The following is a 21652-nucleotide window of genomic DNA, read 5'->3' as shown; positions in this document are numbered from 1 at the left end:
CACGGGTCAGCCTGGCTTGTTGCGGGTCAAACGAACCGAAACGAACATTCGTTCGCGCCGATCCGGGTGCGGAGCTTACTTGTTTGCGGCCTGGAATTTCACCAAAAGTTCGTTTCCGCGCTTCACGGCGCTGTCCAGCGCTTCCTTCGGGGTCTTCTTGCCGGTCCAGATCAGCTCGGTTTCCTCGTCCTCGATGGCGCGGATCTGGGGCAGGTTGCCCAGGCGCACGCCACGCGACTTGTCGGTGGTCTTCTTGATCATCTGGTTCACCGCGACGTCGGTGCCCGGGTTTTCCTTGTAGAAGCCGGCCTTCTCGGTCAGCTCGTAGGCGGCCGTGGTGATCGGCAGGTAGCCGGTGCGCATGTGGCTTTCCGACTGCACCTTGGGGCTCGACAGGAAGCTGAAGAACGCGGCCACGCCCTTGTAGTTGGCGGCCGGCTTGCCCGACATCACCCACAGGCTGGCGCCGCCGACGATCGTGTTCTGCGGCGCGCCCTGCACGTCCGGGTAGTAGGGCAGCGCCGATTCGGCGAACTTGAACTTGGCGTCGCGCTTCACGCTGGCATAGCTGCCCGACGAGCCGATGAACATCGCGCATTCACCCGAGGTGAACGAGGTGATCGGCTTGCTGGCGCGGCCCTTGTAGACGAACAGGCCCTGCTTGGACATGTTCGACAGGTTCTCGAAGTGGCGCACGTGCAGCGGCGAGTTGAATTCCAGGCGGGCGTCGAGGCCGCCGAAGCCGTTGTTCTTCGAGGCGTACGAGGTGTTGTGCCAGGCCGAGAAGCTCTCGAGCTGGGCCCAGCTCATCCACGAGGTGGTGAACGGGCACTGGCTGCCGCTGGCCTTGAGCTTGGCGGCCGCCGAGACCACTTCGGGCCAGGTGGCGGGGGCCTTCTCGGGGTCGAGGCCGGCGTTCTTGAAGGCGTCCTTGTTGTAATAGAACACCGTCGTCGAACTGTTGAACGGGAACGACAGCATCTGGCCGTTGGGGGCGGTGTAGTAGCCGGCCACCGCGGGGATGTAGGCCTTGGGGTCGAACTTCTGGCCGCCTTCCTTCATGACGTCCGCCACGGGCTTGATCGCGCCCTTGGAATACATCATGGTGGCGGTGCCCACTTCGAACACCTGCAGGATGTCGGGCGCGTTGCCCGAGCGGTAGGCCGCGATGCCGGCCGCCATCGACTGGTCGTATTCGCCCTTGTAGGTGGGCACGACCTTGTAGTCCTTCTGGCTCTCGTTGAACTGCTTGGCGAGGTCGTTGACCCAGTCGTTGAGGGCGCCGTCCATCGAGTGCCACCACTGGATCTCGGTCTGGGCCTGGGCAAGGGCTGGCACGGCCAGAGCGGCAGCCAGCGTAGAGGCGATGGCGAGCGTCTTGAAGCGCATTAAGACTCCTGTAGGGAAAAGTAAGTAAAACCGGCGATGTTAGGTTACATACGTGACGGTTCTGCGGCTTTGTCGCACGGAGTGCACACGTCGAGAAACCCGGGTAAACCCCCTTGGACGACAGGGCGCTCGCGCGCCGGGCCCCTGCTTGCTGCGCTGCACGATGCTAGCATCGCCCTCCCTTTTTCGGCCTAGCCTGTTGCCATGGCCGGGGCTACCGCGAGCAGCAGCATGAGCAGCAAGACCTCCCTCGACAAAAGCAAGATCAAGTTTCTTCTGCTCGAGGGTATCCACCCCTCGGCCGTGGAGGTGCTCCATGCGGCGGGCTACACCAACGTCGAGTCGCTGCCGGGCGCGCTGCCCGACGAGCAGCTCAAGGCCAAGATCGCCGACGTGCACTTCCTCGGCATCCGCTCGCGCACCCAGCTGACGGCCGAGGTGTTCGCGGCCGCCCACAAGCTGGTGGCCGCCGGCTGCTTCTGCATCGGCACCAACCAGGTCGACCTCGAGGCCGCGCGCGAGCACGGCGTGGCGATCTTCAACGCGCCTTACTCCAACACCCGCTCGGTGGCCGAGCTGGTGCTGGCCGAGGCGATCCTGCTCTTGCGCGGCGTGCCCGAGAAGAGCGCGGTGGCGCACCGCGGCGGCTGGCTCAAGTCGGCCGAGAACGCCTTCGAGATCCGCGGCAAGACGCTGGGCATCGTGGGCTACGGCTCGATCGGCGCGCAGCTGTCGGTGCTGGCCGAGGCGCTGGGCATGCACGTGGCCTTCTACGACGTGGTCACCAAGCTGCCGCTGGGCAATGCGCGCCAGGTGCGCGACCTGCACCAGCTGCTGGCGCAGAGCGACATCGTGACCCTGCACGTGCCCGAGACGCAGGCCACGCAATGGATGATCGGCGCGGCCGAGATCGCGGCCATGAAGGCCGGCTCGATCCTCATCAACGCCTCGCGCGGCACCGTGGTCGAGATCGACGCGCTGGCCGACGCGCTGAAGGAGAAGAAGCTGCTGGGCGCCGCCATCGACGTGTTCCCGGTCGAGCCGCGCAGCAACAAGGACGAGTTCCAGTCGCCGCTGCGCGGACTCGACAACGTGATCCTCACGCCCCACATCGGCGGCTCGACGATGGAGGCGCAGGCCAACATCGGCCTCGAGGTGGCCGAGAAGCTGGTCAAGTACAGCGACAACGGCACCTCGACCTCGTCGGTCAACTTCCCCGAGGTGGCGCTGCCCGCGCATCCGGGCAAGCACCGTCTGCTGCACGTGCACCGCAACGTGCCGGGCGTGCTGTCGGAGATCAACAAGATCTTCTCGGACAACAACATCAACATCTCCTCGCAGTTCCTGCAGACCAACGAGAAGATCGGCTACGTGGTGATGGACATCGACGCCGCCTCCTCGGACCTCGCGCTCGAGAAGCTCGCGAAGGTGCAGGGCACGATCCGCAGCCGCGTGCTGTTCTGATGTTCTGACTTTCTCCCTCCCCCGGCGGGGGAGGGCGCAATACCGGGCGCCAAGGCAGGGAGCGGTCCCCTGACCTAAAATCCCCACCCCGGCTATGGACGCGTGGCGCCCGGCCGAGGCCCCACCCCGATGAATGCTCCGACCGCGTTGAACGCGCTGCTGTCGCAGGCCGCAGAGCCCGCACGACTGCGTGAGATCCCCTACAACTACACCAGCTTCTCCGATCGCGAGATCGTGATCCGCCTGCTGGGCGAGCGCGCCTGGGAATTGCTCCAGACGCTGCGCGCCGAGCGCCGCACCGGCCGATCGGCGCGCATGCTCTACGAGGTGCTCGGCGACATCTGGGTCGTGCAGCGCAACCCCTACCTGATCGACGACCTGCTCGACAACCCGCGCCGCCGCGGCCTGCTGGTCGATGCGCTGCGGCATCGCCTGGCCGAGGTGCAGAAGCGCCGCACGCCCGACAGCGACCTGCCGCGCGACCAGCTCGTGGGCGAGCTCACGGCCCGCGTCGGCGAGGCCGTGCAGGCCTTCGACACCCTGTTCCGCGACGTCGCCGCGCTGCGCCGCAAGGCCACGCGCGTGCTGGGCCGGCTCACGGCCAAGGACAACATCAAGTTCGACGGCCTCTCGCGCGTGGCCCACGTCACCGATGCCACCGACTGGCGCGTGGAGTACCCCTTCGTCGTGCTGTGCCCCGACACCGAGGCCGAGATGGCGCTGCTGGTCAAGGGCTGCATCGAGCTGGGCCTGACCATCATTCCGCGCGGCGGCGGCACCGGCTACACCGGCGGCGCGATCCCGCTGACCTGGAACAGCGTGGTCATCAACACCGAGAAGCTCGAGGCCATGACCGAGGTCGAGCTGGTCGCGCTGCCGGGCCTCGAAGCGCCCGTGCCCACCATCTGGACCGAGGCCGGCGTGGTCACGCAGCGCGTGGCCGACGCGGCCGAGCGCTCGGGCTACGTGTTCGCGGTCGACCCGACCTCGGCCGAGGCCTCGTGCGTCGGCGGCAACGTCGCGATGAACGCGGGCGGCAAGAAGGCCGTGCTGTGGGGCACCGCGCTCGACAACCTGGCCTCGTGGCGCATGGTCACGCCGCAGGCCGAATGGCTCGAGGTCACGCGCATCGGCCACAACCTCGGCAAGATCCACGACGCCGAGAGCGCGCTGTTCGAGCTCCAGTACTTCGCGGCCGACGGCAAGACGCCGCTGCGCACCGAACGCCTCGATATCCCGGGCCGCACCTTCCGCAAGGAAGGCCTCGGCAAGGACGTGACCGACAAGTTCCTCTCGGGCCTGCCGGGCATCCAGAAGGAAGGCTGCGACGGCCTGATCACGAGCTGCCGCTGGGTGGTGCACCGCATGCCGGCGCACACGCGCACCGTCTGCCTCGAGTTCTTCGGCAACGCCAAGGACGCGGTGCCCAGCATCGTCGAGATCAAGGACTTCATGTTCGCCGAGCAGAAGCGCTCGGGCGTGCTGCTGGCCGGCCTCGAGCACCTCGACGATCGTTATCTCAAGGCCGTGGGCTACGCCACCAAGTCGAAGAAGCACGGCGGCCTGCCGAAGATGGTGCTGTTCGGCGACATCGCGGGCGACGACGCCGACGCGGTGGCGCGCGTCACCTCCGAGGTGGTGCGCATCGCCAACTCGCGCAGCGGCGAGGGCTTCATCGCCATCAGCCCCGAGGCGCGCAAGAAGTTCTGGCTCGACCGCAAGCGCACCGCCGCGATCAGCCGCCACACCAACGCCTTCAAGATCAACGAGGACGTGGTGATCCCGCTGCCGCGCATGGCCGAGTACAGCGACGGCATCGAGCGCATCAACATCGAGCTCTCGCTGCGCAACAAGCTCGCGCTGGTCGACGAGCTCGAGAAGTTCTTCGTGCACGGCAACCTGCCGCTGGGCAAGACCGACGATGCCAACGAGATCCCCTCGGCCGAGCTGCTCGAGGACCGCGTGGCGCAGGCCGTGGCGCTGCTGCAGGAGGTGCGCGCGCTGTGGGCTGGCTGGCTCGACGAGGTCGATGCGCTGTTCCCGCAGCTGCAGGACCATTCGCTGCGCGCGAGCTGGAAGACCCAGCTGCGCCAGCCGCTGTCGGCCATCTTCGCGGGCGCCGCCTTCGCGCCGATCCTGGCCGAGTGCACGGCGATCCACAAGCGCGTGCTCAAGGGACGCGTGTGGGTCGCGCTGCACATGCACGCGGGCGACGGCAACGTGCACACCAACATCCCGGTCAACAGCGACAACTACGAGATGCTGCAGACCGCGCACGAGGCGGTCGCGCGCATCATGAAGCTGGCGCGCCGGCTCGACGGCGTGATCTCGGGCGAGCACGGCATCGGCATCACCAAGCTCGAGTTCCTGTCGGACGACGAGCTGCGTCCCTTCGCCGAGTACAAGCAGCGCGTCGACCCCGAGGGCCGCTTCAACAAGGGCAAGCTGCTGCGCGAGCCGGGTGCCGGCGCGCAGTCGCTGCATGCCGACCTGACCAATGCCTACACGCCGAGCTTCGGCCTGATGGGGCACGAGTCGATCATCATGCAGCAGAGCGACATCGGCGCCATCGCCGACAGCGTCAAGGACTGCCTGCGCTGCGGCAAGTGCAAGCCGGTGTGCGCCACCCACGTGCCGCGCGCCAACCTGCTCTACAGCCCGCGCAACAAGATCCTCGCGACTTCGCTCCTGGTCGAGGCCTTCCTCTACGAGGAGCAGACCCGGCGCGGCGTGAGCATCAAGCACTGGGAGGAGTTCGAGGACGTGGCCGACCACTGCACGGTGTGCCACAAGTGCCTCACGCCCTGCCCGGTGAAGATCGACTTCGGCGACGTGTCGATGAACATGCGCAACCTGCTGCGCAAGATGGGGCAGAAGAGCTTCCGTCCCGGCAACGCGGCCGCGATGTTCTTCCTCAACGCGACCAATCCGCAGACCATCAAGACGGTGCGCGCGGGCATGGTGGGCATCGGCTTCAAGGCGCAGCGCATGGCCAACGACCTGCTGCGCGGCCTCGCGAAGAAGCAGACGGCGGCGCCGCCGGCCTCGCTCGGGCCGGCGCCGGTCAAGGAGCAGGTGATCCACTTCATCAACAAGAAGATGCCGGGCAACCTGCCGAAGAAGACGGCGCGCGCGCTGCTCGACATCGAGGACGCCGACTACGTGCCGATCATCCGCAACCCCAAGGCCACGACCTCGGAGACCGAGGCGGTGTTCTATTTCCCGGGCTGCGGCTCGGAGCGGCTGTTCTCGCAGGTCGGGCTCGCGACGCAGGCCATGCTCTGGCATGCGGGCGTGCAGACGGTGCTGCCGCCGGGCTACCTGTGCTGCGGCTATCCGCAGCGCGGCAGCGGCCAGTTCGACAAGGCCGAGAAGATGATCACGGACAACCGCGTGCTGTTCCACCGGGTGGCGAACACGCTCAACTACCTCGACATCAAGACGGTGGTGGTGAGCTGCGGCACCTGCTACGACCAGCTGCAGGGCTACCAGTTCGACAAGATCTTCCCGGGCTGCCGGATCATCGACATTCACGAGTACCTGCTCGAGAAGGGCATCACGCTGGGCGACGCCGGCGGTGCCGGCTACCTCTACCACGACCCCTGCCACACGCCGATGAAGCAGCAGGACCCGATGAAAACGGTGAAGGCGCTGGTCGGCGACAACGTGCTCAAGAACGACCGCTGCTGCGGCGAGTCGGGCACGCTGGGCGTGTCGCGGCCCGACATCTCGACGCAGATCCGCTTCCGCAAGGAAGAGGAGCTGAAGAAGGGCGAGGCCGCGCTGCGCGACGGCGGCAAGATCGGCGCCGGCGAGAACGTGAAGATCCTCACCAGCTGCCCGAGCTGCCTGCAGGGCCTGTCGCGCTACGGCAGCGACCTGAACAACGGCCTGCTCGAGGCCGACTACATCGTGGTCGAGATGGCCAACAAGATCCTCGGCGCCGACTGGATGCCCGAGTACGTGGCGGCCGCGAACCAGGGTGGCATCGAACGGGTGCTGGTGTGAGCGCGGCGCCGGGCTGCGTGCTGTGCGAGGGGCCCGGCGGGCGCCTCGTGTTCGAGGGCGCGAAGCTGCGCGTGATCCATGCGCAGGAGGCGGGCTTCCCGGCCTTCTACCGCGTCGTGTGGGCCGCGCATGCGCCCGAGTTCTCCGACCTCGATGCGGCCGACCGCGTGCGGTGCATGGAGGCCGTGACGGTGGTCGAGCAGTGCCTGCGCGAGCACCTGCGGCCGGCGAAGATCAACCTGGCCGCGCTCGGCAACATGGTGGCGCACCTGCATTGGCACGTGATCGCGCGCTTCGCGGACGACAGCCATTTCCCGGGCTCGGTGTGGGCCGGCGCGCAGCGCGAACGCGATGCTGAGCGCGAAGCGCAAGTCGCGGCGAGCCTGCCGGCCGCGGAGGCTGCGATGATCGAGCGCCTCGGCCGCATGGGTGGTCGAGGCATCTGAGGAGTTCGTGATGGCAGGCTTGAAACAGGGCGCACCGACGCCGCAATCGATCACCGTTCACGGCCGCTCGCGCGTGCTCGAAGTGGGCTTCTCCGATGGCGCCACCTTCCGCATTCCGTTCGAGCTGATGCGCATCCATTCGCCCTCGGCCGAGGTGCAGGGCCATGGCCCGGGCCAGGAGACGCTGCAGACCGGCAAGCGCGAGGTCGAGCTGGTCGCGCTCGAGCCGGTGGGCAACTACGCGGTGCAGCCCACCTTCAGCGACGGGCACGACACCGGCATCTACTCGTGGGATCTGCTGTATCAACTGGGCTCGCAAGAGGCCGAACTCTGGGCCGCCTACGAGCAGAAGCTGGCCGAAGCGGGCGTCGATCGCGACGCGCCGATGGCCGCGAAGGGCGGCCACGCCTGCGGCAGCCATTGACCGGCGTTTGCTATTGAAAGCATAGCTTCGTCGGTAGACGTGACGGGCGTTACAAGACCTCTGCGTTTGCAGAAAAAGCAACAAATGACCGCCGGTACAGCGGGGTCGTCGTCTTGATGCGAGGACGAACGGCCTAACATCGGTCGCATGACCACCACCCATTTCGGCTTCGAGAAAGTCGACGAGAGCGAGAAGGCCGGCCGCGTGCGCGGCGTGTTCGACTCGGTCGCCACGCGCTACGACCTGATGAACGACCTCATGTCCATGGGGCTTCACCGCGCATGGAAGGCCTACACCGTCATGGTCGCGAACGTCGGCGAAGGCTCGCGCGTGCTCGACATCGCGGGCGGCACCGGCGACCTCGCACTGGCCTTCGCGAAGAAGGTCGGCGCCAGCGGCCAGGTGGTCCACACCGACATCAACGAGGCCATGCTGCGCACCGGCCGCGACCGCCTGCTCGACGCCGGCGTGGTGCTGCCCACCACGGTCTGCGACGCCGAGAAGCTGCCCTTCCCCGACGACCACTTCGACGTCGTCACCGTCGCCTTCGGCCTGCGCAACATGACGCACAAGGACGTCGCGCTCAAGGAGATGAACCGCGTGCTCAAGCCGCGCGGCAAGCTGCTGGTGCTCGAGTTCTCGAAGGTCGCGAAGCCGCTCGAGAAGGTCTACGACTGGTACTCCTTCAACGTGCTGCCGCGCCTGGGCAAGGTGGTGGCGGGCGACGACGCGAGCTACCGCTACCTGGCCGAATCGATCCGCATGCATCCGGGCCAGGACGAGCTCAAGTCCCTCATGAAAGAGGGCGGTTTCGGGCATGTGGACTATCACAACATGACGGGTGGCGTGGTCGCCCTCCATGTTGGAATCAAGTGTTGATCAGACGAGATTTCGTTCGAGAGGAGACGTTATGAAGAGTTTGGGTACTTTGCTTCTGGCCGGCGCACTGGCGCTCGTCAGCATCCAGGCCGACGCCGCACGCATGGGCGGTGGCAAGTCGGTCGGCCGCCAATCCTCGAACGTGACGCAACGCCAGGCCACGCCGCCGGCCGCGCCCGCGCAACAGAACGCCGCCAACGCGGCGCCGAGGCCCGGCACGCCGGCGCCCGCCGCCGCGGCTCCGAAGCGTCCGTGGGGCGCCATGCTCGGCGGCCTGGCCGCGGGCCTGGGCCTCGCCTGGCTCGCGAACTCGCTGGGCCTGGGCGCGGGCTTCGCCAACATCCTGCTGATCGGCCTGCTGGTGCTGGCCGCGGTGTTCGTGTGGCGCATGATCAAGTCGCGCTCGCAGCCCGCCGGTGCACGCCAGGGCGGCTTCGCCTTCCAGGGCGCGGGCGGTCCGGGCAACCCGGCGGCGCCGGCGCAGTACAGCCCGAACAACGTCGGCAACGATGCCTCGGCCCGTCCGTGGGAGCGCAACACGACGAACTTCGATGCCACGCCCGCCGCGACCTCGCACGGCAGCAGCCTCTCGTCCGCGGGTGCCGCGGCCGGTGGCGGCAGCATGATCGGCTCGGCCCTCGCGGGTTCGCAGAGCTGGGGCATTCCGGCCGGCTTCGACGTCGACGGTTTCCTGGCCGCGGCCAAGCGCAACTTCGTGACGCTGCAGGACGCCTGGGACCGTGCCGACATCACCATGCTGCGTTCGATGATGACCGACGAGATGATCGCGGAGATCCGCAGCCAGCTCGCCGACCGCGCCAGCCACACCGGTGGCGCGTCGAACAAGACCGAGGTCGTGATGCTCGACGCCAAGCTGCTCGGCATCGAGGAACTGGCCGATGCCTACATGGCCAGCGTGGAGTTCTCCGGCATGATCCGCGAAGACGCCTCGGCGGGCCCGGGCCCGTTCCGCGAAGTCTGGAACATGACGCGCCCGACCACCGGCGGCAACGGCTGGCTCGTGGCCGGCGTGCAAGCCCTGCAATAAGCAGCGGCTTCGAGGGCGGCCCGGCCGCCTGCAGAAAGGATAATGGGGACCATGGCCACACCATCGTCCCCTTTTTCTTTGCTCGGCGATCTGTTCAATCGTGTCGGCGAGCGCCTGCAGCCGCCGCCCTGGGCCGTGCACGAGATCCAGCACCGCGCCGTGCTGTTCCTCAACCACGTGCTGCAGCAGGAGCCCGAGGCCCAGCAGCGGCTGGTGCGCCAGCAGGGCCGCGTGGTGCGCTTCCAGTGGCGCTTCGTCACGATGGAACTGGTGGCCACGCCCGCCGGCCTGCTCGACCTGGCACCGCCGGGCTCGGTGCCAGAGCTCACGCTGTCGGTCACCGATGACAACCCCTTCGAGATCGCGCGCGCCACGCTGCGCGGCGACAAGCCCTCGGTGCAGATCGTGGGCGACGTGCAGCTCGCGGCCGAGGTCAACTGGCTGGTCGACCATGTGCGCTGGGACGTCGAGGACGACCTCGCGCGCGTGATCGGCGACGTGCCCGCGCATGCCATCGGCAATGCGGTGCGGCGCGTGGTGGGCGCTTTGCGCCAGTTCGTGGGCAACCGCGCGGCGGCCGGCAGATCCGGTATCGGTTCGGCGGGCACCGCCGAATGAGCCGCTTCTATCGCAGCCTCTTCATCGTCTGGGTCGCGCTGCGCTACGGCCTCGACGAGCTCGTGCTCACGAGCTTCCAGAAGCCCTGGCTGCGCGTGGTCGCGCGCATTGTCTCCTTCGGCCGCCGGCTCGATGCACCGCGCGGCCAGCGGCTGCGCGAGGCGCTCGAGCGGCTGGGCCCGATCTTCGTCAAGTTCGGCCAGGTGCTCTCCACGCGGCGCGACCTGCTGCCGCCCGACATCGCCGACGAACTGACCTTCCTGCAGGACCGCGTGCCGCCGTTCCCCTCGGCGGTGGCGGTGGCGACCATCGAGCGCGCGTTCCGCCGGCCCGTCGGCGACGTGTTCGTGCAGTTCGACGAAACGCCGATCGCGAGCGCCTCGATCGCGCAGGTGCACTTCGCGACCATCCGCACCGGCGACGGCCAGCTGCGCGAGGTGGCGGTCAAGGTGCTGCGCCCCAACATGCGCGGTGTGATCGAGAAGGACCTGGGCCTGATGGCCATGATGGCCGGCTGGGTCGAGAAGCTCTCGCCCGACGGCAAGCGGCTCAAGCCGCGCGAGGTGGTGGCCGAGTTCGACAAGTACCTGCACGACGAGCTCGACCTGGTGCGCGAGGCCGCCAATGCCGCGCAGCTGCGCCGCAACATGGCCTCGCTCGACCTGGTGCTGATCCCCGAGATGTTCTGGGACTTCTGCCATCCCGAGGTGATCGTGATGGAGCGCATGAAGGGCGTGCCGATCGCGCAGCTCGAGCGGCTGCGCGCCGCGGGCGTCGACATCCCGAAGCTCGCGCGCGACGGCGTCACCATCTTCTTCACCCAGGTGTTTCGCGACGGCTTCTTCCATGCCGACATGCACCCGGGCAACATCCAGGTCAGCCTCGAGCCCGAGGCCTTCGGGCGCTACATCTCGCTGGACTTCGGGATCATCGGCACGCTCACCGAGTCCGACAAGGAGTACCTGGCGCAGAACTTCGTGGCCTTCTTCCGGCGCGACTACAAGCGCGTGGCCGAGCTGCACCTCGAGAGCGGCTGGGTGCCCGAGGGCACGCGCATCGACGAGCTCGAGGCCGCGATCCGCACCGTCTGCGAGCCCTACTTCGACCGGCCGCTCAAGGAGATCTCGCTCGGCATGGTCTTGATGCGCCTCTTCCAGACCTCGCGCCGCTTCCATGTCGAGATCCAGCCGCAGCTGGTGCTGCTGCAGAAGACGCTGCTCAACATCGAGGGGCTGGGCCGCCAGCTCGACCCCGAACTCGACCTCTGGCACACGGCCAAGCCCTTCCTCGAGAAGTGGATGGTCGACCAGATCGGCCCCAAGAAGCTGTTCCAGCAGCTCAAGGACGAGGCGCCGCGGTACGCCAAGCTGTTGCCGGAATTGCCGCGCCTCTTGCACGATTTCCTGGAGAATCGGCCGCCCGACCACCGGCGCGAGCTGCTGGAGCTGCTGGCCGCGCAGAAGCGCACCAACCGGTTGCTCCAGTCCATCCTCTACGGTGGCATAGGTTTTGTATTGGGTCTGCTGGCCATGCAGTTGCTGGTGCGCGTTCGGATTTTCTGAACCGCGCGGGCGCTGGCCGCCACGGCCTGAAAGAAAGGCGTGCTGCCTTGGAACGAGGAAAGAGGAGAACCTGACGTGCTGCTGACCCTGGTCATCGTCTATCTGTTGCTCACCATCGCCATCGGCCTGTATGCGGCCCGGCGCGTGAAGAACACCACCGACTTCGCGATCGCCGGACGGCACCTGCCGCTCTTCATGATCGTCACGACCACCTTCGCGACCTGGTTCGGTTCCGAGACGGTGCTGGGCATCCCGGCCAAGTTCATCGAGGGCGGCCTCAACGGCGTGGTCGAGGACCCGTTCGGCGCCGGCACCTGCCTGATCCTCGTGGGCCTGTTCTTCGCGGGCAAGCTCTACCGCATGACCTTGCTGACCATCAGCGACTACTACCGCGAGCGCTACGGCCGCGGCGTGGAGGTGGCCTGCACGCTGATCATCATGCTGAGCTACCTGGGCTGGGTCTCGGCGCAGGTCACGGCGCTGGGCCTGGTGTTCAACGTGCTCTCGGGCGGCGCCATCGGGCTGTCGACCGGCATGGTGATCGGCGTGGTCTCGATCCTGGCCTACACGCTGTTCGGCGGCATGTGGTCGGTGGCGGTCACCGACTTCATCCAGATGATCATCCTGGTGGCCGGCCTGGCCATCATCGCGATGTTCGCGGGCAACATGGCCGGCGGCGCCGACAAGGTGGTCGCCTTCGCGGTCAGCAAGGACCTGTTCAAGTTCTGGCCCGAGCCCAACTGGCACGACATGGTCTTCTTCTTCGCGGCCGCCATCACCATGATGCTCGGCTCGATCCCGCAGCAGGACGTGTTCCAGCGCGTGATGTCGGCCAACAGCGTCAAGGCCGCCACCCGTGGCCCGGTGATCGGCGGCCTGGCGTACATCCTGTTCGCCTTCGTGCCGATGTTCCTTGTGGCCAGCGCGCTCCTGATCATGCCGGAGCAGACCGCCACGCTGCTCAAGGAGGATCCGCAGAAGGTGCTGCCCACGCTGGTGCTCGAGAAGATGCCGTTCGTGATGCAGGTGCTGTTCTTCGGTGCGCTGCTGTCGGCCATCAAGTCGACCGCCTCGGCCACCTTGCTGGCGCCCAGCGTCACCTTCACCGAGAACATCTGGCGCCAGTTCCGGCCCTCGGGCACCGACCGCGAAAACCTCATGACGATGCGCATCACGGTGCTGCTGTTCAGCGCCGCAGTGCTGGCCTACGCGATCCGCATGCAGGGCACGCCGATCTACGAACTGGTTTCGGGCGCCTACCAGGTGCCGCTGGTCGGGGCCTTCGTCCCGCTGGTGTTCGGCCTCTACTGGAAGCGCGCCACCACCCAGGGAGCGATCGCCGCGATCCTGTTCGGCATCGGCACCTGGCTGCTGTTCATGGCCATGCCCTGGGGCGCGGTGTTCCCGGCCCAGCTCGCGGGGGTGCTGGCCTCGTTCGCGGGCATGGTGCTCGGCTCGCTGGCGCCGCAGTGGGTGGTGAACACTCACACGCCGCACCGCCCGCTGGCGACCGAAACGGCCTGAATCCGGCCCGGGGCGCAATCCCCGGGGACGTCGGGCGGCCGGGGGGCGCCCCTATAATCGAGGGCTTTGCGAGCGGCCGCCTGGCCGCTTTCCCCACTCGATTTCCCATGCCCATCTACGCCTACAAGTGCAGCGCCTGCGGCTTCGCCAAGGATGCCCTGCAGAAGATGTCCGATCCGCCTCTGACGGTGTGTCCGGCATGCGGCGCGAGCGCGTTCGAAAAGCAGGTCACCGCGGCCGGGTTCCAGCTCAAGGGCTCGGGCTGGTACGTCACCGACTTCCGCGACGGCGGCGGCAAGAAGTCCGAAGCCGCCACCGCGCCGGTCGCCTCGGGCGATGGCGCCGCCAAGTCCGCCGATGCGCCCGCCGCCGCGCCCAGCCCGGCACCCGCGCCGGCTCCCGCCCCCGCGCCGGCCGCCAAGAGCGCCGACTGAGGCGCCGAACCGCCCGCCGCTGTCCCAGAAGAGAAACCTCCCGATGCTCGCCCTGCGCAAATGGTTGCTGTCCGGCCTGCTGGTGATCGTGCCGCTGGTCATCACGCTCGGCGTGCTGAACTGGATCATCGGCACGCTCGACCAGACGCTGTGGCTGCTGCCCGAGCAGTGGCAGGTCTGGCTCAGCGACCACCGGGTGCGCGGTCTGGGCGTGCTGCTCACGCTGGCGATCCTGCTGGTGGTGGGCGCCGCCGCGAGCAATTTCGTCGGCAAGCGCCTGCTCGGCTGGGGCGACGCCGTGGTGCGCCGCATCCCGGTGGTGCGCTCGATCTATTCGAGCGTCAAGCAGGTCTCCGACACGCTGTTCTCCGAGAACGGCAACGCCTTCCGCACCGCGGTGCTGGTGCAGTGGCCGCGCGAGGGCGTGTGGACCATCGCCTTCGTCACCGGCGCGCCCGGCAACGAGGTCGCGGAACACCTGGGCAACGAGGAGTTCCTCAGCGTCTACGTGCCCACCACGCCCAATCCCACGGGCGGCTACTTCGTGATGCTCAAGCGCAGCGACTGCATCGAGCTCCGGATGAGCGTGGACGAGGCGCTCAAGTACATCGTCTCGATGGGGGTGGTCGTTCCTGGCAGCCCCGCCAGCATCGCGACGACCAAACCGTCCAACCCATAAAAACGAACGCGCCGCAACGGCGCCGGAATCTAGCCATGGCCATGCGTACTCACTATTGCGGTCTCGTGACCGAAGCCCTGTTGGGCCAAACCGTCACCCTTTGCGGCTGGGTCAACCGTCGCCGCGACCACGGCGGCGTGATCTTCATCGACGTGCGCGACCGCGAAGGCTACGTGCAGGTGGTGTGCGACCCGGATCGCGCCTCGACCTTCGCCGTCGCCGAGAACCTGCGCAACGAGTTCTGCGTGCAGATCACGGGCCTCGTGCGCGCACGCCCCGAAGGCACCACCAACGACCAGCTCAAGAGCGGCAAGATCGAAGTGCTCGCGCACGAGCTCAAGGTGCTCAACCCCTCGGTCACGCCGCCGTTCCTGCTCGACGACGACAACCTGTCGGAAACCACGCGCCTCACGCACCGCGTGCTGGACCTGCGCCGCCCGGCGATGCAGCGCAACCTGATGCTGCGCTACAAGGTGACGATGGAAACGCGCAAGTTCCTCGACGCCAACGGCTTCATCGACATCGAGACCCCGATGCTCGGCAAGTCCACGCCCGAAGGCGCGCGCGACTATCTCGTGCCCAGCCGCGTGCACGACGGCAGCTTCTTCGCGCTGCCGCAGTCGCCGCAGCTGTTCAAGCAGCTGCTGATGGTGGCCGGCTACGACCGCTACTACCAGATCGTGAAGTGCTTCCGCGACGAGGACCTGCGCGCCGACCGCCAGCCCGAGTTCACGCAGATCGACATCGAGACCTCGTTCCTCGCCGAGGAAGAGATCCGCGAGATGTTCGAAGGCATGATCCGCAACGTGTTCCGCAACGCCGCGGGCATCGAGCTGCCGGTGTTCCCGACCATGACCTACGGCGAGGCGATGTTCAAGTACGGCTCGGACAAGCCCGACCTGCGCGTGAAGCTCGAATTCACCGAACTCACCGAGCTGATGAAGCGCGTGGAATTCAAGGTGTTCTCGAACGCCGCCACGATGAAGGGCGGCCGCGTGGTCGCGCTGCGCGTGCCGGGCGGCGGTGCCGAGGGCGGCCTGTCGCGCGGCGAGATCGACGCCTACCAGGAGTTCGTGAAGATCTACGGCGCCAAGGGCCTGGCCTACATCAAGATCAATGACGCGGCCGCGGGCCGCGAGGGCCTGCAGAGCCCGATCGTGAAGAACCTCGACGACAACGCGCTGGCCGAGATCATCGCCCGCACCGGCGCGCGCAACGGCGACATCCTGTTCTTCGGCGCCGACAAGGAGAAGGTGGTCAACGACGCCATCGGCGCGCTGCGCGTGAAGATCGGCCACAGCGCCTTCGGCAAGAAGAGCGGCCTGTTCGACGACCGCTGGGCACCGCTGTGGGTGGTGGACTTCCCGATGTTCGAGTTCGACGAGGAAGGCCAGCGCTGGAGCGCCGTGCACCACCCGTTCACCGCGCCGAAGGACGGCCATGAGGACCTCATGGACACCGCGCCCGAGAAGTGCATCGCCAAGGCCTACGACATGGTGCTCAACGGCATCGAGATGGGCGGCGGCTCGGTGCGTATCCACCGCGAGGAAGTGCAGAGCAAGGTGTTCCGCGCGCTCAAGATCAGCGCGGAGGACGCGCAGCTCAAGTTCGGCTTCCTGCTCGACGCGCTGCAGTACGGTGCCCCGCCGCACGGCGGCATCGCCATCGGCCTGGACCGCCTCGTCATGCTGATGACCGGCGCCGAGTCGATCCGCGACGTGATCGCCTTCCCGAAGACCCAGCGCGCGCAGGACCTGCTGACGCAGGCGCCGAGCCCGGTCGACGAGAAGCAGCTGCGCGAGCTGCACATCCGGCTGCGCAACGTGCAGCCGCAGCCGGCGGCCTGATCGGCGACAGGGGCACTCGATGAGTGCCCTTTTTTTCTTGTCAGCTTCCTTGCGAAGCCGGTGACACGAAGGAGCCTCGCCCCATGCGGCCTTTCAAGATCCCCCAGTCCGTGCTGGTCGTGATCCACACGCCCGCCCTCGACGTGCTGCTGATCCGCCGCGCCGACGCCGAGACCGAGTTCTGGCAGTCGGTCACGGGCAGCAAGGACGCGGAGGACGAGCCGCTCGCGCTCACGGCCGCGCGCGAGGTCGCGGAGGAGACCGGCATCCTGTGCGGGCAGGGCAGTGCGCTCGCGGCGCAGCTGGTCGACTGGGAGCTGCGCAACGTCTACGAGATCTATCCGCGCTGGCGCGCGCGCTATGCGCCTGGTGTCACGCACAACACCGAGCACCTGTTCGGCCTGTGCGTGCCCGAGCGCGTCGTGCCGGTGCTGGCGCCGCGCGAGCACACCGACTGGCGCTGGCTGCCGTACCGCGAGGCCGCCGACGCCTGCTTTTCCCCATCGAACGCCGAAGCCATTCTGTTGCTGCCAGAATTTGCGCGATGAACTCGCAGACGCCCAACTTCCGGGTCGCCACCTACAACATCCACAAGGGGGTGCAGGGCATCGGGCCCGCGCGGCGGCTCGAAATCCACAACCTCGGCCACGCCATCGAGCAGCTCGATGCCGACATCGTCTGCCTGCAGGAAGTGCGCAAGATGAACCGCCAGGCCGCGGTGCGCTTTCCGCGCTGGCCCGAGCTGCCGCAGGCCGATTTCCTCGCGCCCGAGGGCTACACGGCGGTCTACGAGACCAATGCCGTCACGCGCCACGGCGAGCACGGCAACGCGCTGCTCACGCGCTGGCCCGTGCTGCGCACCAACCACCAGGACATTTCCGACCACCGCTTCGAGCAGCGCGGCCTGCTGCACGTGGTGATGGAGGTCGAAGGGCGGCCGGTGCACGCCATCGTGGTGCACCTCGGGCTGATCAAGGGCAGCCGCGTGCGGCAGGTGGCGCGGCTGCGCGAATTCATCGAGCGCGAAGTACCCGATGGCGAGCCGGTGGTGGTGGCCGGCGACTTCAACGACTGGGGCGCGCGCATGCGCTACGCGATGAACGCCATGGGCCTGCGCGACACCAGCGACCTGCGCGGTCCGCGCACGCTGACCTATCCCTCGCGGCTGCCGGTGGCGCAGCTCGATTTCATCTACGGGCGCGAGCTCGAACCCCTGACCAGCAGCGTGCCGCGCGGCCCGATCTGGGCCCGCATGTCGGACCACCTGCCGCTGGTCACCGATTTCTTGCTGCCGAATTGATAGCAAGGCCCGCAGAAGGGGCGGGCATTCGCGGCCCGAACGGCGGGCATCGATTCACTGGTACGATGGCCCGATGCTGAGGAAAACCGAAGTGGACACGCTCCCCGTTCCCAAAGACGACGACGAGGGCACGCCCGTCTCCGTGAAGATCCGCGAGCGCCTGAACGCGGCGCGCCGGCGCTTCAACGCCAACGACAACATCGCCGAGTTCATCGAACCCGGCGAGCTCGAGGCCCTGCTCGACGAGGTCGAGGTCAAGATGAAGGGCGTGCTCGAGAGCCTGGTCATCGACATCGAGAACGACCACAACACCGACAACACCGCGCGGCGCGTCGCCAAGATGTACGTCAACGAGGTGTTCCGCGGCCGCTACGTGCCGGCGCCGCCGCTGACCGAATTCCCCAATGCCGAGCACCTCAACGAGCTGATGATCGTCGGCCCGATCACGGTGCGCAGCGCCTGCTCGCACCATTTCTGCCCGATCATCGGCAAGCTCTGGATCGGCGTGATGCCCAACGAGCACACCAACGTCATCGGCCTGTCGAAGTACGCGCGCCTCGCCGAATGGGTCATGGGCCGTCCGCAGATCCAGGAAGAGGCCGTGGTGCAGCTGGCCGACCTGATCCAGGAAAAGACCCAGCCCGACGGCCTCGCGCTGGTCATGGAGGCCGAGCACTTCTGCATGGCCTGGCGCGGCGTGAAGGAAATGGACAGCAAGATGATCAATTCCGTGATGCGCGGCGTGTTCCTCAAGGATCCGAGCCTGCGGCGCGAATTCCTGTCCCTCCTGCCCCGAAAGAGCTGACATGCTGGTCCGACTCCTCTACGCCAGCCGCGCCGTCGACACCAGCCCCGCGGCCATCGAGGCGATCCTCACGCAATCGCGCTCGCACAACACGGCCTGCGGCATCACGGGCATCCTCTGCTACGGCGGCGGCACCTTCCTGCAGGCGATCGAAGGCGGCCGCATGGCGATCAGCGAGCTCTACGGCCACATCCAGCGCGATGCGCGCCACAAGGACGTGGTGCTGCTGCACTACGAGGAAATCTTCGAGCGCCGCTTCGGCGGCTGGACCATGGGGCAGGTCAACCTCTCCAAGCTCAACGCCTCCACGCTGCTGAAATACTCCGAGAAGCCCGAGCTCGACCCGTACAAGGTCTCGGGCAAGGTCTCGCTGGCGCTGCTCGAGGAATTGATGGCCACGGCGGCCATCGTCGGGCGCCACTGAAATGCGTCGGGGGCCTCGGCCCCCTTTTTGTTGCCCGCCGGCCGGCGGGCGAGCGACTTCCCTGATCTGATCCCGTGCCTCTTTCCGCATTCGCGCTGATCCTGCTGGCAGGGCTCATCCACGCGGGCTGGAACATCGTCGCCAAGAAGGCCAACGGCGACGTGCGCTTCAGCTTCCAGACCAGCGTGTTCAACATGCTGATCTGGGCGCCCGTGGGCATCGCGCTGGGCTGGAACGTGGTGCCCCACTGGGGCGCGACCGAGTGGGGCTTCGTCGTGCTCAGCGGCGTGCTGCACATCTTCTATTTCATCGTGCTGCTGCGCGGCTACCGCAAGTCGGACCTCACGGTGGTCTATCCGCTGGCGCGGGGCTCGGGCCCGCTGCTGTCGTCGCTGGTGGCGGTGCTGTTCCTCGGCGAGAAGATCAGTCTCGTGGGCGTGGCGGGCATCCTGGGCGTGGTGGGCGGCGTGTTCCTGGTCGCCGGTGGCCCGAAGCTCTGGCACAAGGCGCACGACCCGGCGCAGCGCGAACGCGTGCACAAGGGCATCCGCTACGGCGTGCTGACCGGCGGCTTCATCGCGGCCTACACCGTGGCCGACAGCTACGCCGTCAAGTTCCTCGCGATGTCGCCGATCCTGCTCGACTACTTCGGCAACCTCGTGCGGCTGGTGCTGCTGCTGCCGGCCGCGCTGCACGATCGCGCCACCACCGCGCGCATGTGGCGCGCGCAGTGGAAGTACGCGCTGGTGGTGGCGGCCGTGAGCCCGGTGTCTTACGTGCTGGTGCTCTACGCGGTGCAGCAGGCGCCGATCTCGCACGTGGCGCCCGCGCGCGAGGTGTCGATGCTGTTCGCGGCGCTGATCGGCGGCCACCTGCTGCGCGAGGGCGACCGGCTGCTGCGCCTGCTGGGCGCGCTCTTCATCGCCGCGGGCGTGGTGGCGCTCGCGCTGGGCTGAGCCATGGGCGCGACGCTGCCGGCCCCGGTGGTGCTGTTCGGCTGCGACTTCTCGAGCGCTCCGACCGCGCGCAAGCCGATCGTGGTCGCCACCGGCGAATCGATGCCCGATGGCGTCCTGGCGCTGCGCGAGCTGCAGCGCTTCAGCACGCTCGAGGCCTGGAGCCGCTGGCTGCACGCCACGCCGGCCTGGGTCGGCGGGTTCGACTTCCCGTTCAGCCTGCCGCGCGAGCTGGTCGAACACCTGGGCTGGCCGCTGCACTTCGAGCCGCTGATCGCGCACTACGCCGCGCTCACCCGCGCCGAGATCCGCGAGACCTTCGCGGCCTTCTGCGCCGCGCGGCCGGTGGGCGGGAAATTCGCGCATCGCGCCACCGATGCGCCCGCGGGTTCCAGCCCGTCGATGAAGTGGGTCAATCCGCCGGTGGCCTTCATGCTGCACGCCGGGGTGCCGCCGCTGCTCGCGGCCGATGCGCATCTGCCGGGGCTGCGCGAAGTGCGGCCGGCCGAGCGGGTGGCGCTCGAGGCCTATCCCGGGCTGCTGGCGCGCGAGCTCGTCGGGCGCCGCAGCTACAAGAGCGACGAGCTCGCCAAACAGACGCCCGAGCGCCGTGACGTGCGGGTCGAATTGCTGGCCGCGCTCGAGGCCGGCCGCACGCGGCTCGGCCTGCGCCTCGAGCTCTCGCCCGGGCGGCGCCGCGAGTTGCTCGACGACCCGCGCGGCGACGACCTCGATGCCGTGCTGTGCCTGGTGCAGGCGGCCTGGGGTTTGCAGCGCGCGGACAGCGCGGGCCCTGGCTACGGACTGCCCGCGGGCATCGATCCGCTCGAGGGCTGGATCGTCTCCGCCTGACCCCGGCCGGCCCCGGTTGTCCTACAGCGCTTTGCGCCCCCGTCGTGGCGTGGCTCACAGGTCGCGTCGCTAGATTGAAGTCATGGGCCGCCGGCTCATGCATCCGGTCTCCGGGTGCTTCGTGACCGAATCAGGAAGGACATCGCAATGAACAAGGATCAAGTGGAAGGCCGCGTCGACCAGGCCAAGGGCAAGATCAAGGAAGTCGCCGGCAAGGTCGTCGGCAACGAGAAGCTTCAGGGCGAGGGCATCGCCGACCAGGCCGCCGGCAAGGTGCAGAGCACCTACGGCGACGTGAAGGAAAAGGCCAAGGACGCCATCAAGTCCGGCGCCGACAAGCTCTGATGCAACATGGCTGCGGCCCGCGGGCGCGCAGCCATTTTTCTTTTCATTCCATCGATGTGGAGGTTCCCATGACCCTCTCGATACAGCCGTCCGCCTCGCGCACGCGCACCTGGCTTGCCGTGCTGGCGATCGCCGGCGGCAGCCTTGCGCTCGCCGCCTGCGACAGGAACGACGGCCGCACCGCCGGCGAGAAGCTCGACAGCGCGGTGGCGCGCACGGGCCAGGCCGTCGACACCGCGCGCGACAAGACCGTCCAGATGGCCGAGGAGGCCAAGGCCAAGATCGATTCGCAAAGCGTGAGGGACGGTGCCGCCAATGCGAAGGAAGCCGTGAAGGACGCCGGTACCGCCGTGGCGAACACGGTGGACGACGCGGCCATCACAGCCGCCATCTCGGCCGGCCTGGCGAAGGATCCCGATCTCAGCGCCATCAAGATCGACGTCGACACCAAGGCCGGCGCCGTGAGCCTGCAGGGACCCGCGCCGAGCGCCGCCGCCAAGGAGCGCGCCGAGCAGATCGCCAAGGGCGTGCAGGGCGTGACCTCGGTCGACAACCGGCTCGAGGTGAAGGGCTGAGTTTCCGGATCCGCGTTTCCGCCTCCCCAAAAAAGAAAGCCCGGCATGCCGGGCTTTCTCTTGGGTGGCTGCC

General features: G+C 67.8%; 21 protein-coding genes. 20 read left to right on the top strand and 1 reads right to left on the bottom strand.

Going from position 1 to position 21652, the window contains the following annotated elements:
- Positions 1-75: 75 nt before the first annotated feature.
- Complete coding sequence (gene ugpB, locus KV106_RS28120) at positions 76-1389, bottom strand: sn-glycerol-3-phosphate ABC transporter substrate-binding protein UgpB (RefSeq protein WP_057592064.1); 1314 nt, start codon at positions 1387-1389, stop codon at positions 76-78.
- A 231-nt stretch (positions 1390-1620) separates the two neighbouring features.
- Here ugpB and serA point away from each other — a divergent pair, with 231 nt between their 5' ends.
- From serA to KV106_RS28020, 20 genes are all read left to right on the top strand, one after another.
- Positions 1621-2853, top strand: a complete 1233-nt coding sequence (serA, locus tag KV106_RS28115; protein ID WP_261214002.1) for a phosphoglycerate dehydrogenase — start codon at positions 1621-1623, stop codon at positions 2851-2853.
- A gap of 129 nt (positions 2854-2982) precedes the next feature.
- Positions 2983-6861, top strand: coding sequence for an FAD/FMN-binding oxidoreductase (locus tag KV106_RS28110; RefSeq protein ID WP_261214000.1), 3879 nt, complete (start codon positions 2983-2985; stop codon positions 6859-6861).
- Positions 6858-7307, top strand: a complete 450-nt coding sequence (locus KV106_RS28105) for an HIT family protein (protein WP_261213998.1) — start codon at positions 6858-6860, stop codon at positions 7305-7307. Before KV106_RS28110 ends, KV106_RS28105 begins: the two co-directional genes overlap by 4 nt.
- A 10-nt stretch (positions 7308-7317) precedes the next feature.
- Positions 7318-7731 carry a gamma-butyrobetaine hydroxylase family protein gene (locus tag KV106_RS28100; RefSeq protein WP_261213996.1) on the top strand — a complete coding sequence of 138 codons (414 nt, stop codon included), beginning with the start codon at positions 7318-7320 and terminating at the stop codon, positions 7729-7731.
- A gap of 147 nt (positions 7732-7878) precedes the next feature.
- Positions 7879-8610, top strand: coding sequence for a bifunctional demethylmenaquinone methyltransferase/2-methoxy-6-polyprenyl-1,4-benzoquinol methylase UbiE (gene ubiE / locus KV106_RS28095; RefSeq protein ID WP_057592061.1), 732 nt, complete (start codon positions 7879-7881; stop codon positions 8608-8610).
- A 31-nt stretch (positions 8611-8641) separates the two neighbouring features.
- Positions 8642-9658: a Tim44 domain-containing protein gene (locus KV106_RS28090; RefSeq protein ID WP_261213994.1), complete on the top strand. Its 1017-nt coding sequence runs from the start codon at positions 8642-8644 to the stop codon at positions 9656-9658.
- 51 nt (positions 9659-9709) lie between these two features.
- Complete coding sequence (locus tag KV106_RS28085; protein ID WP_057592116.1) at positions 9710-10276, top strand: hypothetical protein; 567 nt, start codon at positions 9710-9712, stop codon at positions 10274-10276.
- Complete coding sequence (gene ubiB / locus KV106_RS28080; RefSeq protein WP_057592059.1) at positions 10273-11838, top strand: ubiquinone biosynthesis regulatory protein kinase UbiB; 1566 nt, start codon at positions 10273-10275, stop codon at positions 11836-11838. The genes KV106_RS28085 and ubiB overlap by 4 nt, the downstream gene beginning before the upstream one ends.
- A 75-nt stretch (positions 11839-11913) precedes the next feature.
- Positions 11914-13362, top strand: coding sequence for a high affinity choline transporter 1 (locus tag KV106_RS28075; protein WP_261213993.1), 1449 nt, complete (start codon positions 11914-11916; stop codon positions 13360-13362).
- 107 nt (positions 13363-13469) lie between these two features.
- The gene (locus KV106_RS28070; RefSeq protein ID WP_057592057.1) at positions 13470-13796 is read left to right on the top strand and encodes an FmdB family zinc ribbon protein; all 327 of its coding nucleotides are present in this window, start codon (positions 13470-13472) and stop codon (positions 13794-13796) included.
- 43 nt (positions 13797-13839) lie between these two features.
- Entirely contained in the window at positions 13840-14475 is a 636-nt protein-coding gene (locus KV106_RS28065) for a DUF502 domain-containing protein (protein WP_057592056.1), read from the top strand.
- Between the two features lie 35 nt (positions 14476-14510).
- Positions 14511-16322: an aspartate--tRNA ligase gene (gene aspS, locus KV106_RS28060; protein ID WP_261213986.1), complete on the top strand. Its 1812-nt coding sequence runs from the start codon at positions 14511-14513 to the stop codon at positions 16320-16322.
- A gap of 83 nt (positions 16323-16405) precedes the next feature.
- Entirely contained in the window at positions 16406-16870 is a 465-nt protein-coding gene (nudB, locus tag KV106_RS28055) for a dihydroneopterin triphosphate diphosphatase (RefSeq protein WP_261213984.1), read from the top strand.
- Positions 16867-17622 (top strand): endonuclease/exonuclease/phosphatase family protein, encoded by a 756-nt coding sequence (locus KV106_RS28050; protein WP_057592053.1) that lies wholly within the window; start codon positions 16867-16869, stop codon positions 17620-17622. The genes nudB and KV106_RS28050 overlap by 4 nt, the downstream gene beginning before the upstream one ends.
- A gap of 73 nt (positions 17623-17695) precedes the next feature.
- Positions 17696-18427 carry a GTP cyclohydrolase I gene (gene folE / locus KV106_RS28045; protein ID WP_057592052.1) on the top strand — a complete coding sequence of 244 codons (732 nt, stop codon included), beginning with the start codon at positions 17696-17698 and terminating at the stop codon, positions 18425-18427.
- A gap of 1 nt (position 18428) precedes the next feature.
- On the top strand, positions 18429-18851 hold the full coding sequence (locus KV106_RS28040) for a BLUF domain-containing protein (protein WP_057592051.1): 423 nt from the start codon (positions 18429-18431) through the stop codon (positions 18849-18851).
- Between the two features lie 74 nt (positions 18852-18925).
- Positions 18926-19807 carry an EamA family transporter gene (locus KV106_RS28035; RefSeq protein WP_261213982.1) on the top strand — a complete coding sequence of 294 codons (882 nt, stop codon included), beginning with the start codon at positions 18926-18928 and terminating at the stop codon, positions 19805-19807.
- A 3-nt stretch (positions 19808-19810) separates the two neighbouring features.
- Positions 19811-20659 carry a DUF429 domain-containing protein gene (locus KV106_RS28030; protein WP_261213980.1) on the top strand — a complete coding sequence of 283 codons (849 nt, stop codon included), beginning with the start codon at positions 19811-19813 and terminating at the stop codon, positions 20657-20659.
- Between the two features lie 147 nt (positions 20660-20806).
- A complete protein-coding gene (locus KV106_RS28025; protein ID WP_057592048.1) occupies positions 20807-21004 on the top strand; it encodes a CsbD family protein in 198 nt (65 codons plus the stop codon).
- A gap of 68 nt (positions 21005-21072) precedes the next feature.
- Positions 21073-21579: a BON domain-containing protein gene (locus tag KV106_RS28020; protein WP_261213978.1), complete on the top strand. Its 507-nt coding sequence runs from the start codon at positions 21073-21075 to the stop codon at positions 21577-21579.
- Positions 21580-21652: the final 73 nt, after the last annotated feature.

The sequence above is a fragment of the Variovorax endophyticus genome (assembly GCF_025376855.1).
GTDB lineage: Bacteria > Pseudomonadota > Gammaproteobacteria > Burkholderiales > Burkholderiaceae_C > Variovorax.
This window is presented reverse-complemented; position numbering and strand designations above follow the sequence as displayed.

Bases quoted from the DNA above. Each gene is read 5' to 3' on its own strand.
- KV106_RS28025 (WP_057592048.1), top strand. From the start codon at position 20,807: ATGAACAAGGATCAAGTGGAAGGCCGCGTCGACCAGGCCAAGGGCAAG.
- KV106_RS28030 (WP_261213980.1), top strand. From the start codon at position 19,811: ATGGGCGCGACGCTGCCGGCCCCGGTGGTGCTGTTCGGCTGCGACTTC.
- ubiB (WP_057592059.1), top strand. From the start codon at position 10,273: ATGAGCCGCTTCTATCGCAGCCTCTTCATCGTCTGGGTCGCGCTGCGC.
- KV106_RS28100 (WP_261213996.1), top strand. From the start codon at position 7,318: ATGGCAGGCTTGAAACAGGGCGCACCGACGCCGCAATCGATCACCGTT.
- KV106_RS28090 (WP_261213994.1), top strand. From the start codon at position 8,642: ATGAAGAGTTTGGGTACTTTGCTTCTGGCCGGCGCACTGGCGCTCGTC.
- serA (WP_261214002.1), top strand. From the start codon at position 1,621: ATGAGCAGCAAGACCTCCCTCGACAAAAGCAAGATCAAGTTTCTTCTG.
- KV106_RS28020 (WP_261213978.1), top strand. From the start codon at position 21,073: ATGACCCTCTCGATACAGCCGTCCGCCTCGCGCACGCGCACCTGGCTT.
- ubiE (WP_057592061.1), top strand. From the start codon at position 7,879: ATGACCACCACCCATTTCGGCTTCGAGAAAGTCGACGAGAGCGAGAAG.
- KV106_RS28050 (WP_057592053.1), top strand. From the start codon at position 16,867: ATGAACTCGCAGACGCCCAACTTCCGGGTCGCCACCTACAACATCCAC.
- ugpB (WP_057592064.1), bottom strand. From the start codon at position 1,389: ATGCGCTTCAAGACGCTCGCCATCGCCTCTACGCTGGCTGCCGCTCTG.
- nudB (WP_261213984.1), top strand. From the start codon at position 16,406: ATGCGGCCTTTCAAGATCCCCCAGTCCGTGCTGGTCGTGATCCACACG.
- KV106_RS28040 (WP_057592051.1), top strand. From the start codon at position 18,429: ATGCTGGTCCGACTCCTCTACGCCAGCCGCGCCGTCGACACCAGCCCC.
- KV106_RS28110 (WP_261214000.1), top strand. From the start codon at position 2,983: ATGAATGCTCCGACCGCGTTGAACGCGCTGCTGTCGCAGGCCGCAGAG.
- folE (WP_057592052.1), top strand. From the start codon at position 17,696: ATGCTGAGGAAAACCGAAGTGGACACGCTCCCCGTTCCCAAAGACGAC.
- KV106_RS28065 (WP_057592056.1), top strand. From the start codon at position 13,840: ATGCTCGCCCTGCGCAAATGGTTGCTGTCCGGCCTGCTGGTGATCGTG.
- aspS (WP_261213986.1), top strand. From the start codon at position 14,511: ATGGCCATGCGTACTCACTATTGCGGTCTCGTGACCGAAGCCCTGTTG.
- KV106_RS28070 (WP_057592057.1), top strand. From the start codon at position 13,470: ATGCCCATCTACGCCTACAAGTGCAGCGCCTGCGGCTTCGCCAAGGAT.
- KV106_RS28085 (WP_057592116.1), top strand. From the start codon at position 9,710: ATGGCCACACCATCGTCCCCTTTTTCTTTGCTCGGCGATCTGTTCAAT.